Raw genomic sequence first — 17338 nt, 5'->3', positions numbered from 1 at the left:
ACCAATGCCGACCTGAGCGTGGCCAATGGCACCTTGAGTACCGTGACCAGCACCAATGGCGGGTTGACCTGGACTGCAACTTTCACACCTGCAAGCACGATCAGCGACAGTACCAACCTGATCAGCCTTACCAATACCGGCGTCAGCGATGCGGCCGGCAATACCGGCAGCGGCACCACGGTGTCCAATAACTATACCCTCGACACCGTGCGGCCCACGGCCACCATCGTGGTGTCCGATACGGCCCTGGCCGCGGGCGAAACCTCGCGGGTGACCATTACCTTCAGCAGGGCGGTGAGCGGCTTTACCAATGCCGACCTGAGCGTCGCCAACGGCACCCTGAGCGCCGTGGCCAGCACCGACGGCGGGCTGACCTGGACCGCCACTTTCACGCCGAAAGCGGCGACCAGCGACAGCACCAACCTGATCAGCCTCAATAACGCCGGCGTCAGCGATGCGGCCGGCACTGCCGGCAGTGGCACCACGGTGTCCAACAACTACGTCATCGATACCCTGCGGCCAATGGCAAGCATCGAGATGAGTGACCTGGCCTTGAAAACCGGTGACACGGCAACAGTAAGTATCGCCTTCAGCGAGGCGGTCAGCGGTTTTGGCAACGACGACCTGAGTGTCGAGAACGGCACGCTGAGTGCCTTGAGCAGCAGCGACGGCGGTCTGACGTGGACGGCAACTTTCACTCCGGCAGTCGATCTGCTTGATGCCAGCAATGTCATCAGCCTGAACAATGCCGGTGTGCTTGATGCCGCTGGCAATGCCGGCAGCGGTACCACCGGGTCCACTAACTACACCCTCGACACCGTGCGCCCCACGGCCACCATCGTCATGGCGGATACGGCGCTGAAAGTCGGCGAGACCTCCTTGGTGACCATCACCTTCAACGAGGCCGTCAGCGGTTTCACCAACGCCGACCTGAGCGTGGCCAATGGCACGCTGAGTGCCGTGACCAGCACCAACGGCGGCCTGACCTGGACGGCCACCTTCACACCAAAGACCGCAACCAGCGACAGCACCAATCTGATCAGCCTCAATAGAGCAGGTGTCAGCGATGCAGCCGGCAATATCGGCAGCGGCACTACGATGTCCACTAACTACGCTATCGACACCGTGCGGCCGACGGCGACCATTGTCGTAGCCGATACCTCCCTCAAAGCCGGCGAAACCTCATTGGTGACCATCACCTTCAGCGAAGCGGTGAGCGGTTTCACCAATGCCGACCTGAGCGTGGCCAACAGCACCTTGAGTGCCGTAACCAGCGCTAACGGCGGGCTCACCTGGACCGCAACCCTGACACCCGCCAGCGCGGTGACCGACAGCACCAACCTGATCAGCCTCAACAAAGCCGGGGTCAGCGATGCTGCCGGCAACGCGGGCAGCGGCAGCACGGTCTCCAATAACTACGCCGTTCTCACCGTACGACCCACGGCGACCATCGTCGTGGCCGACACGGCCCTGAAAGCCGGCGAAACCTCATTGGTGACCATCACCTTCAGTGAGGCCGTCAGCGGCTTCACCAACGCTGACCTGAGCGTGGCCAACGGCACCTTGAGTGCCGTGACCAGCACCAACGGTGGCCTGACCTGGACCGCCACTTTCACGCCAAAGGCCGCGATCAGCGACAGCACCAACCTGATCAGGCCCTGAAAGCCGGCGAAACCTCATTGGTAACCATCACCTTCAACGAGGCCGTCAGCGGTTTCACCAATGCGGATCTGAGCGTGGCCAACGGCACTCTGAGTGCTGTGACCAGCACCAATGGCGGCCTGATCTGGACCGCGACGTTCACGCCAAAGGCTGCGATCAGCGACAGCACCAACCTCATTACGCTCAACAAGGCCGGGGTCACCGATGCCGCCGGCAATACCGGCAGCGGCACCACCGTGTCCAATAACTACGCCATCGACACGGTACGCCCAACGGCCACCCTGATCATGGCGGATACGGCCCTGAAAGCCGGCGAGACCTCGCGGGTAACCATTACCTTCAATGAGGCGGTCAGCGGCTTCACCAACGCCGACCTGAGCGTAGCCAACGGCACCCTGAGCGCGGTGACCAGCACCAATGGCGGGCTGACCTGGACCGCCACCTTCACACCAAAGGCCGCAACCAGCGACAGCACCAACCTGATGACCCTCAACAGGGCTGGCGTCAGCGATGCCGCCGGCAATATCGGCAGCGGCTCTCTTGTCTCCAGTAACTACGCCATCGATACGGTGCAGCCTGCGTTGGCACGGAGCACCACCGTCGGTGCCATGACCCTGAGCCAGCAACTGGACAGCCTCAAGGCCACGCAGAACAAACAGTTGAGTGACCTGGCGCGGGCGTTGGGGGCGATGGGGTAGTTGAAGTCCGGGGTTGCTGCGGTGCCGTTCCTGATGGTCGGCATCCGTGGCAACGTGCACTAAGTCATATCGGGCTTATAGGCCGTTTTTTGGATCCCACTATTAATAAAAAGTTTTTTATTAACCGCTTTTCATCGTGTTATAAAACTGCCGCCTTTTTATTGTCAGTTTTTTCCTAAGCTTATGTACGGTTCATAGCAATATGCTATCCGTCTTATTTTCATTCGGTTATGCTCGCCTTCTTTCACGGTCGACCCGCGAGCCCAGCCCTTGCCGAACTTTCATTTCATTTCCGGTTTGCCGCGCTCGGGTTCGACCCTGCTGTCGGCCATTCTTTTACAGAACCCGCGTTTTCATGCGGGCATGAGCAGTCCGGTGTTCAGCCTGTTTTCAGGCGTGCTGGGGCAGTGCAGCGCCGGCAGCGAATTTGCCTCGGTGATCGACACCGACCTGCGTCGCCGCCTGCTGGGCGGCCTGTTCAGTTCCTATTACGCCGACAAGCCCGAGACCTCGCTGATCTTCGACACCAACCGCGGCTGGTGCTCGCGCATGTCCGCCGTCAATGACCTGTTCCCGAAGGCCAAAGTCATTGCCTGTGTGCGCAATGTGGCCTGGATCATGGACAGCATCGAGCGCGTCTACCGCGCCAATCCGTTCGAGAACACCAAGCTGTTTGGCGATGCCGACGAGCGCAATACCGTCTATAGCCGGGTCGATACCCTGGCGCAGCGCAACCGCATGGTCGGCTTTGCCTGGGCGGCGCTCAAGGAAGCCTATTACGGCGAACAGGCCGACTCGTTGCTGCTGATCGACTACGACCTGCTGTCGCAGTCGCCCGAGCAGGTCCTGCGCCTGGTGTATCAATTCATTGGCGAGCCCTGGTTCGAGCACGACTTCAATCACATCGTCTATGACGCGCCGCAGTTCGACGAAGCGCTGGGTGTGTCCGGCCTGCACAAGGTCAAGCCCAGGGTCACGCATGAACCCCGGCGCACGATTCTGCCGCCCGACCTGTTCGAGCAGTATTCAAAGTTGTCCTTCTGGAATGACGCCGCAGGCAGTGCCGCCCACGTTATTCGCATGAAATCAGACGCTGCGGTCATCTGACCGCCGTTTTCATATCCGTTGCAACGATCAATCCTGGGTGAGCAGCATGTGGTGGAATAAAAAAGCGTCTCGGACCGTCAAGCCTGCCGGTTCAGCTCAGACCGTTCCCGTTCCGCCCATGATCCTGTGCCTGGAGCCGCGCATGCTGTTCGACGGCGCGGTGGCCGCGACCGTGGCCGACACCGCGACCGAGCACCCGGCAGCGGCCGTGGCCGAGGCCGCAGCGAACACCACCGCCGACAGCAATGCCGGCCAGGACAGTGCGCATGCCACCGCCGACATCATCCCCACCGGCCCTGCCGAGCCGGGCCAGACCGTGGTGTTCGTCGACGCACGGGTCAAGGACAGTGACAGCCTGATCGCCGGCGTGGCCGCCGGCACCGACGTGGTCAGGCTGGATGCCAGCCGCGAAGGCCTGCAACAGATTGCCGAGTACCTGGACGCGCACCNGGCCAGACCGTGGTGTTCGTCGACGCACGGGTCAAGGACAGCGAAGCCTGATCGCCGGCGTGGCCGCCGGCACCGACGTGGTCAGGCTGGATGCCAGCCGCGAAGGCCTGCAACAGATTGCCGAGTACCTGGACGCGCACTCGGGGGTCAGTTCGGTGCAGATCATCGCCCACGGCAATGCCGGTGACCTGTGGCTGGGCAGCACCCACCTGTCGAGCGACAACCTCAACCAGTACAGCGGTGTGCTGGCGCAGATCGGCCAGGACATGAACGCCGGTGGCGATATCCTGATCTACGCCTGCAACACCGCCGAAGGCGAGGAGGGGCTCGATTTTGTCAACGCCCTGGCCATCAGCACCGGCCGTGACATCGCCGCGTCGAGCAACCGCACCGGCATGGGCGGCGACTGGAGCCTGGAAGTGGCCACCGGCAGCCTGGAGAGCACCAGTGCCTTGTCGCAGCAGGTCAGGGACGGTTACCAGTGGGGCCTGCAGACCCTGGTGGTCAGCAACTACGCCGACACCGGCAACAGCGCCTCGTTGCGCAACACCCTGGCCAGCGCCCAGGCCGGTGACATCATCACCTTCAGCACCCCCGGCGCGACGGTGCTGCTCGACAGCCAGTTGACCATCAGCAAGAACATCACCCTCGATGGCGACCTGGACAACAACGGCACCGGCNCCCACCAGCGCAGGCTACGCCAGTCCACACCTTCAGCACCCCCGGCGCGACGGTGCTGCTCGACAGCCAGTTGACCATCAGCAAGAACATCACCCTCGATGGCGACCTGGACAACAACGGCACCGCTGACATTACGCTCGACGCCCAGTACAAGAGCCGTGTGCTGGAAGTGACCTCGGGCCGCACGGTGACGCTCGATGGCCTGGTCGTCACCAGGGGGCTGATTGCCGGTAATGGTGCCGACTTTCGAACCTTGCCTGCCTCATCTTTGGGGGCAGGGATTGCCAATAGTGGCAACCTGACACTCAATAACGTCACGGTGACAGCCAATGCCGCCTCGGGGGGCGGGGGGGCGAATCAACCCACTCCATCCTACTACCATAGTAACGGTAATGGTGGCGGTGGTGGTGGCGGTGTCAAGGGGGATACTGGACCTGGCATCGGGGGCGGTTCTGGCGGCAGTGACAGCTACGGTGATCCCGGAAGCCTTGGTGGCTCTGGAACCGGCGGCAAGGGCGGTACAACTAGGTTCTACTCTGCCTGGAGCGCATCCGGTGGTTCTACTACAGGCGGCGCAGGGGGGCAGTCTGATAGTCGCCTATTTGCATCCGGTGGCACCGGTGGCTCGGCCAGCAGCGCGTCCATCAGGATTGGGGGCGGCGGCGGCGCCGTCGGTGGCTATCGGTCAGGCGGCGGCAAAGGCGGAGATGCCACTGGTGGCATCTTCAACAGCAGCGGGGCGGTGCTGACCATCATCGGTCGTTCGAGTATTACCGACAACGCCGGCGCCGGTGGGGGTGGCGCTGCCGGCGGCAGCACATACATCTATGACATGTATGAGCCCGACGCCCCGGGATATGCTGCCGGCGCTGGCGGGCTTGGCGTCGGAGCGATCTGGAACGCCGGCACCCTCAATATCAATACCACCAGCTACGCAAGCATGACCGGTAACGATGGCGCTGGCGGTAACGGCGGCAAGGGAGGTGTCATCGCCGAGAGGTATGTAGCGCTTGACGGTGCCACCCCTGCAGGTGTGGACACGCTTCACAACCTGGGCACGCTGAACCTCGACTACGCCAGGGCCACCATTGCGCTGGCCGACAGCAGCTTGCAGGCGGGCCAGACCACGCAGGTGACCCTGACGTTCAGCGAGGCGGTGACCGGTTTCGACAGCAGCGACCTGGTGCTGGCCAACGGCACGCTTGGCCCGGTCAGCAGCACGGATGGCGGAATCACCTGGACCGCCACCTTCACCCCGAGCGTGAACATCGAAGACACCAGCAACGTCATCACCCTGGACCTGGCCAAGGTGCTGTTCGACGGCACGGCGGGGACCGGCAGTGCAAGTTCCGGCAACTACACCGTCGACACCCTGCGCCCGACAGCGGCCATCACCGTTGCTGACGCTGACCTGAAAACCGGCGAAACGACCCGGGTGACCTTTGCCTTCAACGAGGCCGTCAGCGATTTGACCCTGGCCGACCTGACGGTGCAGAACGGCACGCTCAGCGCTGTGAGTAGCAGCGATGGCGGCCTGACCTGGACCGCGACCTTCACCCCCGCCGCCAATGTGCAGACGGCCGCTAATCTGATCACCCTGAACAAACCCGGTGTACTGGATGCGGCCGGCAATACGGGGGTGGGCAGCAGCACGGCCAGCTACGCGATCGACACCCTGGCGCCGACCGCGACCATCGCCGTGATCGACACGGCGCTCAAGCGTGGCCAGGCCACCACGGTGACCATCACCTTCAGCGAGGCGGTGACCGACTTTGATGTGACCGACCTGCTGGCGCCCGACGGCAGCGTGAGTGGGCTCGGCAGTGCCGACGGTGGCACCACCTGGACGGCGAGCTACACCCCGACCAACGACGTCATCGCCGTCGCCAGCACCCTTGTCCTCAACACTGCCCATGTCAGGGACCTGGCGGGCAATATCGGCAGCGCGTCTGTGACCTCCAACAGCTTCAGCATTGACAGCCTGCGGCCGATCGCCAGCATTGTCATGGCCGACAGTGTGTTGAGTGTCGGTGAAAGCTCAACGGTTACCATCACCTTCAGTGAGGCGGTCAGCGGTTTCAGCAATGACGACCTGACCGTCGAGAATGGCACCCTGAGCGCGGTGAGCAGCGCCAATGGTGGCCTGACGTGGACGGCGACCTTCACCCCGACGGTCGATCTGCTCGACGCCAGCAATGTCATCAGCCTCACCAACGCTGGGGTCAGCGATGCGGCTGGCAATACCGGCAGCGGCAGCACGGTATCGAATACCTACGTCATCGACACCCTACGGCCCACGGCAAGCATCGCGATGAGCGACCTGGCCTTGAAGGCTGGCGACAGCGCGACGGTGACCATTACCTTCAGCGAGGCGGTCAGCGGTTTCAGCAACGACGACCTGACGGTCGAGAACGGCACGCTCAGCGCGGTGAGCAGCAGTGACGGCGGCTTGACCTGGACGGCGACCTTCACCCCGGCGGTCGACCTGCTCGATGCCAGCAATGTCATCAGCCTGGACAACGCCGGTGTCCTTGATGCCGTTGGCAATGCTGGCAGCGGCAGCACGGCGTCCACCACTTACGTCATCGATACCCGGCGACCCACGGCGACGATCGCGATGAGTGATCTGGCCTTGACAGCCGGCGACACCGCGACAGTGACCATTATCTTCAGCGAGGCGGTCAGCGGTTTGAGCAACGACGACCTGACGGTCGAGAACGGCACGCTCAGCGCCGTGAGCAGCGGCGACGGCGGCCTGACCTGGACGGCGACCTTTACCCCGGCGGTCGATCTGCTCGATGCCAGCAATGTCATCAGCCTGAACACTGCCGGTGTGCTTGATACCGCCGGCAATGCGGGCAGCGGGACCACGGCGTCCATGCCATACCTCATCGACACTGTGCGGCCAACGGCGAGCATCACGATGAGTGACCGGGCCTTGAAGGTCGGCGACACCGCCACTGTGACCATCACCTTCAGCGAGGCGGTCAGTGGCTTCAGCAATGCCGACCTGAGCGTGGCCAATGGCACCCTGGGTACCATGACCAGCGGCGATGGCGGTAGCACCTGGACTGCTGATTTCACCCCGGACACCAACATCGAGGCCACCGGCAACGTCATCACCCTGGCCAACAGCGGTGTGGTCAATGCAACCGGCAATGCCGGTGCAGGGACGACCGATTCGGCCAGCTACAGCGTCGACACCCTGGCCCCGACCGCGACCATTGTGATGCGCGACAGCGCGCTGATTGCCGGTGAAACCTCGCGGGTCACCCTCACCTTCAGCGAAGCGGTCAGCGATTTCAGCAACGACGACCTGAGCGTCGAGAGCGGCACCCTGAGTGCGGTGAGCAGCAGCGACGGCGGCCTGACGTGGACGGCGACCTTCACCCCGACGGCCGATCTGCTCGATGCCAGCAATGTCATCAGCCTGAACAATGCCGGCGTGCTTGATGCCGCCGGCAATGCCGGTAGCGGCACGACCGATTCTGACCGCTACGCCATCGACACGGTAAGGCCAACGGCAAGCATCACGATGAGTGACCGGGCCTTGAAGATCGGTGACACCGCCACTGTGACCATCACCTTCAGCGAGGCGGTCAGTGGCTTCAGCAATGCCGACCTGAGCGTGGCCAATGGCACCCTGGGTACCGCGACCAGCGGCGATGGCGGTATCACCTGGACTGCTGATTTCACCCCGAACACCAACATCGAGGCCACCGGCAACGTCATCACCCTGGCCAACACCGGTGTGCTCAACGCAACCGGTAATGCCGGCACAGGCACGACCGGTTCGCCCAGCTACAGCATCGACACCCGGGTCCCGACCGCGACCATCGTGATGGCTGACAACGCGTTGGTTGTCGGTGAAACCTCACGGGTCACCATCACTTTCAGTGAAGCGGTCAGTGGGTTTACCAATGCCGACCTGAGCGTGGTCAACGGTACCCTGAGTGCCGTGGCCAGCACTGACGGGCGTCACCATCACTTTCAGTGAAGCGGTCAGTGGGTTTACCAATGCCGACCTGAGCGTGGTCAACGGTACCCTGAGTGCCGTGGCCAGCACTGACGGCGGGCTGACTTGGACCGCCACTTTCACGCCAAAGGCTGCGACCAGCGACAGCTCCAACCTGATCAGCCTTAACAAGGCCGGGGTCACCGATGCCGCCGGTAATACCGGCAGTGGCACGACGGTGTCCAATAACTACGCCATTGACACCGTGCGCCCGACGGCCACCATCGTCGTGGCTGATTCAGCGCTGAAAGCCGGCGAAACCTCGTTGGTGACCATCACTTTCAGTGAAGCGGTCAGTGGCTTTACCAATGCCGACCTGAGCGTGGCCAATGGCACCTTGAGTACCGTGACCAGCACCAATGGCGGGTTGACCTGGACTGCAACTTTCACACCTGCAAGCACGGAGCGGTTTCACCAACGCTGACTTGAGCGTGGCCAACGGCACTTTGAGCACCGTGACCAGTGCCAACGGTGGACTGACCTGGACCGCTACCTTTACGCCGAAAGCGGCGACCAGCGACAGCACCAACCTGATCAGCCTCAATAACGCCGGCGTCAGCGATGCGGCCGGCAATGCCGGCAGTGGCACCACGGTGTCCAACAACTACGCCATCGACATCCTGCGGCCAATGGCAAGCATCGAGATGAGTGACCTGGCCTTGAGGGCCGGCGACACCACGACAGTGACCATCATCTTCAGCGAGGCGGTCAACGGTTTTGGCAACGATGACCTGAGTGTCGAGAACGGTACGCTGAGTGCAGTGACCAGCCTTGACGGCGGCTTGACCTGGACGGCGACCTTCACCCCGGCGGCCGACGTGACCGATGCCAGTAACCTGATTGTTCTGAACAACGCCGGTGTGCTCGATGCTGCCGGCAATGCCGGCCGTGGAGGCACCACCTCCGATAGCTATGCCATCGACACCCTGCGCCCCACGGCCACCATCGTGCTGGCCGATACGGCGCTGAAAGCCGGTGAAACCTCATTGGTGACCATCACCTTCAGCGAAGCGGTGAGCGGTTTCACCAACGCTGACTTGAGCGTGGCCAACGGCACTTTGAGCACCGTGACCAGTGCCAACGGTGGACTGACCTGGACCCTGTCCGTCGAAGGCTTCTATCAGCTCTTCATTGGTGACCATCACCTTCAGCGAAGCGGTGAGCGGTTTCACCAACGCTGACTTGAGCGTGGCCAACGGCACTTTGAGCACCGTGACCAGTGCCAACGGTGGACTGACCTGGACCGCTACCTTTACGCCAAAAGTGGCAATCAGCGACAGTACCAACCTGATCACCCTCAATCAGACCGGGGTCAGCGATGCAGCCGGCAATATCGGCAGCGGCACGGCCGTGTCCACTCACTACGCCATCGACACCGTGCGGCCCACGGCGACCATTGTCGTAGCCGATACCTCCCTCAAAGCCGGCGAAACCTCATTGGTGACCATCACCTTCAGCGAGGCGGTGAGCGGTTTCACCAACGCTGACCTGAGCGTGGCCAATGGCACCTTGAGTGCCGTGACCAGCGCTAACGGTGGGCTCACCTGGACCGCGACCCTGACACCCGCCAGCGCGGTGACCGACAGCACCAACCTGATCAGCCTCAACAAGGCCGGGGTCAGCGATGCTGCCGGCAACGCGGGCAGCGGCAGCACGGTCTCCAATAACTACGCCGTTCTCACCGTACGACCCACGGCCACCATCATCATGGCGGATACGGCCCTGAAAGCCGGCGAGACCTCGTTGGTGACTATCACGTTCAATGAGGCAGTCAGCGGTTTTACCAATGCCGACCTGAGCGTGGCCAATGGCACCTTGAGTGCCGTGACCAGCACCAACGGTGGCCTGACCTGGACCGCCACTTTCACGCCAAAGGCCGCGATCAGCGACAGCACCAACCTGATCAGGGGCACCTTGAGTGCCGTGACCAGCACCAACGGTGGCCTGACCTGGACCGCCACTTTCACGCCAAAGGCCGCGATCAGCGACAGCACCAACCTGATCAGCCTCAACCGGGCCGGKGTCARCAATGCGGCGGGCAATGCCGGCAGCGGCACCACGGTATCCAGTAACTACGCCATCGACACGCTGCGGCCAACGGCGACCATCGCCATGAGTGACCTGGCCCTGAAAGCCGGCGAAACCTCATTGGTAACCATCACCTTCAACGAGGCCGTCAGCGGTTTCACCAATGCGGATCTGAGCGTGGCCAACGGCACTCTGAGTGCTGTGACCAGCACCAAACCCTGAAAGCCGGCGAAACCTCATTGGTAACCATCACCTTCAACGAGGCCGTCAGCGGTTTCACCAATGCGGATCTGAGCGTGGCCAACGGCACTCTGAGTGCTGTGACCAGCACCAACGGTGGGCTGACCTGGACCGCGACGTTCACGCCAAATGCTGCGATCAGTGACAGCACTAACGTCATCAGCCTTAACAAGGCGGGTGTTATTGATGCGGCTGGCAATACCGGCAGCGGCATGACCCCATCCAGCAACTACGCCATCGACACCATAAGGCCGACGGCGAGCATCGTTGTGGCTGATACAGCGCTCAAAGTCGGCGAAACCTCGCGGGTGACCATCACCTTCAACGAGGCCGTCAGCGGCTTCACCAACGCCGACCTGAGCGTGGCCAACGGCACCTTGAGCACCGTGACCAGCACCAACGGTGGCCTGACCTGGACCGCCACTTTCACGCCAAAGGCCGCGATCAGCGACAGCACCAACCTGATCAGCCTCAACAAGGCCGGCGTCAGTGATGCGGCCGGCAATATCGGCAGCGGCACCACAGTGTCCAACAACTACGCCATCGACACCGTGCAGCCTGCGGCAACACGGGCCGTGTCCGGTTCGGTGCAAAGCTTTTCCAGCGGTGCCCTGACCCTGAACCAGCAACTGGACAGCATGAAGGCCGTGGAAAACAAGAAGTTGTTGGACCTGGCCCTGGCGTTGGGAAGCCTGGCGTAAGCGAGGCCGGTGCCTGATCGGTCGACTTGATATTCAGGGTGCCGCTCTGCAATGGGCGGCATCCATGAACACAGATCGTATCAAGCCTTGAGCCTGTCACGGTCGTCACTGCGCCGACCTGCTCTTGTCTCTGGTGAATTGAACTCTTCGCGTCCAAGCGGTCTTGTATAGCTCTGTCGACAAACGATGCCTTTGCGGAGCGACTATGAAGCCCCATGCCGAACTGCGCCTGTGCGCCGTGCCGTTGTGTGCAGGCCTGGTGTATGGCACGGCCAAGGGCCTGGCCCTGGGCTGGAACGCGAGCAATCTGTTCTCCGGGTTTCTGTTTGGCGTGGTCATCGCCATTGTGGTGGGTATTCCACTGTTGCTCTGGGGTGACCGGCGTTTCGAGCGCTTCAAGAGTCGGCACCTGATCAGCGCGCTGCTCCAGAGCCTGGTGGCGGTGCTGTTGGCGCGCAGTACCTGGCTGATGTGGGCCGTGGGTGGCCTGGCGTTGGGCGTGCTGTACACCGCCGTGGTCAGCGCCATCGAGCGTCTTGAAGTCCGCCCCAAGGGCGCGCGCTCCCGCTGGACGACGATTGTCGCCGTGCCCCTGTCAGGCGGCCTGGTTTTGGGCGGTGCGGCAGCGGTGCTGGCGCAAAGTGCCGGCATGTTCATGTTCTTCACTCTGATCGGCACCTTGCTGAGCATGCTGTTCGGCTGGCCGGTGCTGTGGCTGATCGAACGCTTTTTCTCGACCCGCTGGCGCTATGTGCTCGGCGGCGGCATCAGCGGCGGGCTGATCTGGCTGGTGTTCGGGGCGCCGGTGATCGCCACTGACCCGCAGGCACTGGCCAACGTGCTGGGGCCGTGGAGCTTTCTACTGTCGTGGTTGATGGTGCCATTCCTGCTGCTCGGTCTGGTGGCAGGCGGCCTGTGTACACTGCTCGACCGTTTGCATGAGTGGCGAAAGCCTTCCCGTTGATTTCAGGAACCCCTGCACGCCATGAAAGATAACGCCATTATCAACGTCCGTTTCGACGCCGACACCCTGTGCCTTGAGTGGGCCGACGGCCTGAGCCTGAACCAGCCGCTGACACGCTACAGCCGGCTGCAGGATGCCAGCCCGCAGGCGCGCGCCGGTTTTGAGGTTCTGGAGCAGGGCACTTCGGTAAGCTGGCCAGAGCTGGGCATTAAGGTTGAGGCCGTTGACTGGGTCTGGGAACACCTGTGCGATGCGGCCATGCAGCGCCTGCACGCCCTGGACTGGGACCTTGAGCGCCTGACGCCGGTGGACCAGTCCATCGTCGCGCTCTGGCGCCTGGAAGCTGACGGCTACAACGGCGGCTTCCTGCAGTTTTTCTGCAACTGGGGTGATCAGACCTGCACCCTGGCCTTGCAGGCGCTGGCCGCCATCGGTGCGCACGAAAGCCATGCGGTGGTCAGCCGGCAGCGGCAATTGATCGCACCCCTTGAAGACCATCCGCAACTTGAAACGCTGTGGGACATCATGCAGCTGTTGAGCGATGAGCAGCATGAAGTGATCAGTGGCGAGCTGGATGAACAGCTATGGAGTGCGATGGAGGAGGTGCCTGCTTTGGCGGCCAGGTATTTCTATCGTCGATAGCAGGCGGTTATCGAGTCATGGCTATTGCTCATTAGTGCTTATCAGCCTGCCCCAATAAACTGGACAGACTCGAAGCCATAACGACAAGAAATCAGGAGCGTCATCCATGCAGGAGTCGTCAACGCTACAACGCCTGAGCCAGCAGGTCGGCAGCGACCATCTGATCACTGACCCGTACCACAAAGCCTGGTACTGCAAGGGATTTCGCTACGGTCGTGGGGAGGCCCTTGCAGTGGTGTTGCCGCAGACCCTGGCGCAGTTGTGGCAGGTACTGAAAATCTGCCAGGAACAGGGCGTCATTATCCTGATGCAGGCGGCCAACACTGGCGTCACCGGCGGCTCGACCCCGCAGGGCAATGATTATGACCGACCGGTCGTGATTATCAGCACGCGCCGGCTCAAGGGCATGCAAGTGATCGATGAGGCCCGGCAGATCATCGCCTTTCCGGGCAGCTCCCTGACCGAGCTGGAAGAGGGCCTCAAGCCCTTCGGCCGTGAGCCTCACTCGGTGATCGGCTCATCCTGCATCGGCGCTTCGGTGGTCGGCGGCATTTGCAACAACTCCGGCGGCTCGCTGTTGCAAAGGGGCCCGGCCTTTACCGAAAAGTCCCTGTTTGCGCGAATCAACGAAGACGGCAGCCTGGCGCTGGTCAACCACCTGGGCATCGAACTGGGCGATACGCCCGAGCAGATGATCGATAACCTGGAGGCAGGGCGTTATACCACCGGGAGCGCCAGCGACTGGACGGGTAAAGTCTGGGCCGACGATTATGCGGCAGTGATCAAGGACGTCGACGCCCCGACGCCGGCTCGCTTCAACGGCAACCCGCAGTACCTGCATGAAAGTGCCGGCTGTGCGGGCAAGGTCATTGTATTTGCGGTGCGGCTGGCCACCTTCGAGGCGGTAAAGGCCCAGGACACCTTCTATATCGGCACCCACGATGAACAGGAACTGCTGCAACTGCGGCGCTTTCTGATCGAGCACCTCGATCACTTGCCGATCCAGGCCGAGTACATCGACCACAATGCCTTTCGCCTGACCCTGCGGTATGCGCGGCACATGTACCTGGCGATCAAGCGCCTGGGGCCTTCTGCGTTGCCGGGCCTGATGCAGAAAAAGGCGCTGTGGGACACCCGGGTGAAACGTCTGAGGGTGCTGCCGGCCAATCTGGTCGACCGCTTGATCCAGTGGGGCAACCGGCTGGTGCCGGCCACGGTGGCGCCGCGCCTGATGGCGTTTCACCAGCGTTTCGAGCACCACCTGATGATCAAGGTCGACCGTGCCGACGGGCCACAGTTGGATAGCCTGTTAGCGTCGTTTTTTGCCGAGCGCCGCGGTGACTGGTTCCATTGCAGCGAGGCCGAACAGGCCGATGCTTTCCTGGTTCGCTTCGCGGTGGGCGGCACGCCGGTGTTCTATTGCGATTACTACCGTATTGACAGCGACAGCCGGCTGATCTCGCTGGATGTGGCGCTGCGGCGCAACGACGACCAGTGGATGATCCAGTTGCCGCCGGCATTGGCTGCGCAGGTTCAGGAGCAGAGCTGCTGCGGCCACTTCTTTTGCCTGGTTAACCACCAGGACTACATCCTCAAGCCCGGCGTTGACGGCGTAGCGTTCAAGGCGGCGGTGCTGGCGCATCTGGACCAGCGCGGTGCCCGGTACCCGGCCGAACACAATATCGGCCACCTGTACCACGCCTCAGAGGCGCATCGGCAGCATTTTCATGCACTGGACCCGACCAATAGCTGCAATCCGGGCATCGGCAAGACCAGCAAGCGCAAGGACTGGGCATGAAGGCCCGGCTTTTTCGCGGCTGAAACCACGCTCTTCAAAAAATAACTTACTGATTTTATTGAATATTAAATTCACCCTTGTAGGAGCGCGCTTGCCCGCGACCTGCTGCGTAGCAGTCGTAAATTTTCAGCGTTTCCGAGATTTCTGCGAGCGCTACGCACTCGGTCGCGGTGGTCCGGCATACCGGCAAGCGCGCTCCTACCACCGCCCGATGTTTGCTGCGCCACAACGTGTCGGGTGCAGTGCGAATGCCCGGGAATCTTTCGCGACTGAAGCCGCTCTCTCAAAAAAATAACTCACTGATTTTATTGAATATTAAATTCACCCTTGTAGGAGCGCGCTTGCCCGCGACCGGCTGCGTAGCAGTCGTAAATTTGTGGCGTTTCGCAGAGTTTGAATGTGTTCACATCTGTTCACTTTCAGCGTTTCATCAATTTTGCGAGCGCTACGCACTCGGTCGCGGGCAAGCGCGCTCCTACCACCGCCCCATGTTTGCTGCGCGACTGGGGGGGCGGGGTCAGTGCGAATGCCTGGGAATCCCGCCGCTGCGGGCGATGATGCGCATGTGCAGGGTCGCCGGTTCCAGACAGCCGCCGGTGGACAGTTGCCCGACCAGTTGCCGGTAGAGCGCCTGCCAGGGCGTTTGCGAGGCCGGAATGTTCGGTGTCCAGGCGGCGCGGCGGCGCTCCATTTCCTGTTCGTCGATCAGCAGGTTGACCGAGCGGGCATTGAGGTCCACGCGCAGCAGGTCGTGGGTCTGCAACAACGCCAGGCCGCCGCCAACGGCCGCTTCAGGTGACATGTTGAGAATCGACGGGCTGGCTGACGTACCGCTCTGACGACCGTCCCCCAGGCAGGGCAGGGAGGTGATGCCTTGCTTGATCAGCGCCTTGGGCGGGTCCATGTTGACCACTTCGGCACTGCCCGGATAACCCACGGTGCCGGCGCCGCGGATCACCAGGATGCAGCGCTCGTCGATGTCCAGGCTCGGGTCGTCGATACGGGCGTGATAGTCCTCAGGCCCTTCGAAGACAATGGCGCGTGCCTCGAAGCTGTTCTCGGCGCCCGGCTCGGACAAGTAGGTCTTGCGAAACGCTTCGCCCACCACCGACATCTTCATGATGGCGCTGTCGAAGAAGTTGCCGCTCAAGACGATGAACCCCGCACTGTGCTTGAGCGGTTGGTCGTAAGGCAGGATCACGTCGGTGTTGCTGGTCACCGTCGCAGCGACGATCTCGCCGATGCATTGGCCGCTGACCGTGGCACACTGTTCGTGCAGGCGCCCGGCCTTTTGCAGTTCGTGCATCACCGCCGGCACACCGCCTGCACGATGGAAGCCTTCACCCAGGTATTTGCCGGCCGGCATGCAGTTGACCAGCAGCGGAATGTCCACGCCAATGCGCTGCCAGTCTTCCAGGTTCAATTCGACGCCCATGTGCCGGGCGATGGCGATCAGGTGCGGCGGGCAGTTGCTGGAGGCGCCCAGGGCCGAGGCGACGGCAATGGCATTCTCGAAGGCCTCCCGGGTCATGATCTGCGAGGGACGCACGTCCTGCATCACCAGTTCGCAAATGCGCTTGCCGGTGGCATAGGCCATCTGGCCGCGCTCGCGGTAGGGGGCGGGAATGCTCGCGCAGCCCGGCAGCGACATGCCCAGCGCTTCGGCAATCGCATTCATCGACAGAGCGGTGCCCATGGTGTTGCAGTGACCCACCGAAGGCGACGCCGCCGTGGTCATTTCCATGAAGCCTTCGTAGTCGATCTCGCCGGCGGCCATCAGTTTGCGGGCATGCCACAACACCGTGCCCGAGCCGATCAGCTCGCCCTTGTGGTGCCCGTCCAGCATGGGGCCGCCCGACAGCACGATGGCCGGCAGGTCCGTGGTGGCGGCCGCCATCAGACAGGCAGGCGTGGTCTTGTCGCAGCCGGTGGTCAGCACCACCCCGTCGAGCGGGTAGCCATGCAGGATTTCGACCAGCCCCAGGTACGCCAGGTTACGGTCCAGCGCCGCAGTGGGGCGCCGGCTCTGTTCGGCAATCGGGTGCACCGGGAATTCCATGGGGATGCCACCGGCATCGCGAATGCCGGCCTTGACCCGTTGCGCCAGTTCGATGTGATGCCGGTTGCACGGTGTCAGGTCGCTGCCGGTCTGGGCAATGCCGATGATCGGGCGTCCCGATTGCAATTCACTGCGGGTCAGGCCGTAGTTCATGTAGCGCTCGACATACAGGGCGGTCATGTCGGCGTGGTCGGGGTCATCAAACCAGAGCTGGCTGCGCAGCGGGCGCTTGGAGGGGGTCATGGTGGTGTTCTCTTTATTGTTGGGGGGCAATCGTCGGGCCGGTGGTCGCC

At 62.4% G+C, this 17338-nt stretch carries 5 protein-coding genes and 4 pseudogenes; 8 read left to right on the top strand and 1 reads right to left on the bottom strand.

Annotated elements, in window-relative coordinates:
• The 8 genes and pseudogenes from ASF84_RS07095 to dld form a co-directional block, all read left to right on the top strand.
• Positions 1-2240, top strand: a pseudogene (locus tag ASF84_RS07095) (Ig-like domain-containing protein); the annotation flags it as partial.
• Between the two features lie 390 nt (positions 2241-2630).
• The gene (locus tag ASF84_RS07085) at positions 2631-3467 is read left to right on the top strand and encodes a sulfotransferase (RefSeq protein ID WP_056836667.1); all 837 of its coding nucleotides are present in this window, start codon (positions 2631-2633) and stop codon (positions 3465-3467) included.
• Positions 3468-3513: 46 nt separating this feature from the next.
• Positions 3514-3916: pseudogene (locus ASF84_RS30150) on the top strand (DUF4347 domain-containing protein); the annotation flags it as partial.
• Between the two features lies 1 nt (position 3917).
• Positions 3918-4597, top strand: a pseudogene (locus tag ASF84_RS29625) (DUF4347 domain-containing protein); the annotation flags it as partial.
• A 1-nt stretch (position 4598) separates the two neighbouring features.
• Positions 4599-11582 (top strand): annotated as a pseudogene (locus ASF84_RS29620) (Ig-like domain-containing protein); the annotation flags it as partial.
• A gap of 205 nt (positions 11583-11787) precedes the next feature.
• Positions 11788-12546 (top strand): hypothetical protein, encoded by a 759-nt coding sequence (locus ASF84_RS07045; protein ID WP_056836652.1) that lies wholly within the window; start codon positions 11788-11790, stop codon positions 12544-12546.
• A 21-nt stretch (positions 12547-12567) separates the two neighbouring features.
• Positions 12568-13188 (top strand): DMP19 family protein, encoded by a 621-nt coding sequence (locus ASF84_RS07040; RefSeq protein ID WP_056836650.1) that lies wholly within the window; start codon positions 12568-12570, stop codon positions 13186-13188.
• 106 nt (positions 13189-13294) lie between these two features.
• Positions 13295-14986, top strand: coding sequence for a D-lactate dehydrogenase (gene dld, locus ASF84_RS07035; RefSeq protein WP_056836648.1), 1692 nt, complete (start codon positions 13295-13297; stop codon positions 14984-14986).
• Positions 14987-15503: 517 nt separating this feature from the next.
• Here dld and ASF84_RS07030 read toward each other — a convergent pair.
• Positions 15504-17288, bottom strand: a complete 1785-nt coding sequence (locus ASF84_RS07030; RefSeq protein ID WP_056836644.1) for an IlvD/Edd family dehydratase — start codon at positions 17286-17288, stop codon at positions 15504-15506.
• Positions 17289-17338 lie beyond the last annotated feature (50 nt).

The organism is Pseudomonas sp. Leaf127, assembly GCF_001423155.1.
Lineage (GTDB): Bacteria > Pseudomonadota > Gammaproteobacteria > Pseudomonadales > Pseudomonadaceae > Aquipseudomonas > Aquipseudomonas ovata.
The sequence above is the reverse complement of the archived record's forward strand: the minus strand, read 5'-3'. Positions and strand labels throughout refer to the sequence as shown.